This is a genomic window from Pseudomonas sp. PNPG3 (assembly GCF_023093815.1).
Lineage (GTDB): Bacteria > Pseudomonadota > Gammaproteobacteria > Pseudomonadales > Pseudomonadaceae > Aquipseudomonas > Aquipseudomonas asiatica.
Genome location: NZ_JALLKV010000361.1, coordinates 1 through 224, shown reverse-complemented (window position 1 = coordinate 224; position 224 = coordinate 1). Strand labels below are relative to the sequence as shown.

Sequence of the window (224 nt, the reverse complement as noted above, 5' to 3'; positions counted from 1 at the left end):
AGACGCCGACGATCGCCCCGAAGTGCCGGCGCAGGTTCGTGTCCGAGCGCAGGCCGCTCGCCCCGGCGATCTGCGTGACCGTCAGATCGGTCCGTTCCAGCAGCTCGCGCGCCCGGTCGATGCGGGCGCGGAGCACCCACTGCATCGGCGTGATCCCCGTGTCGTCGATGAACCGGCGCGAGAACGTGCGAGGCGAGACGTTCGCCTGCCGCGCCAGGATGGCC

General features: G+C 71.9%; 1 protein-coding gene. It reads right to left on the bottom strand.

Annotation, left to right across the window (positions count from 1 at the left end; genetic code table 11):
- The coding region (locus MJ643_RS31335; RefSeq protein WP_247727407.1) for a helix-turn-helix domain-containing protein at nucleotides 1–224 on the bottom strand (224 nt) is incomplete at both ends.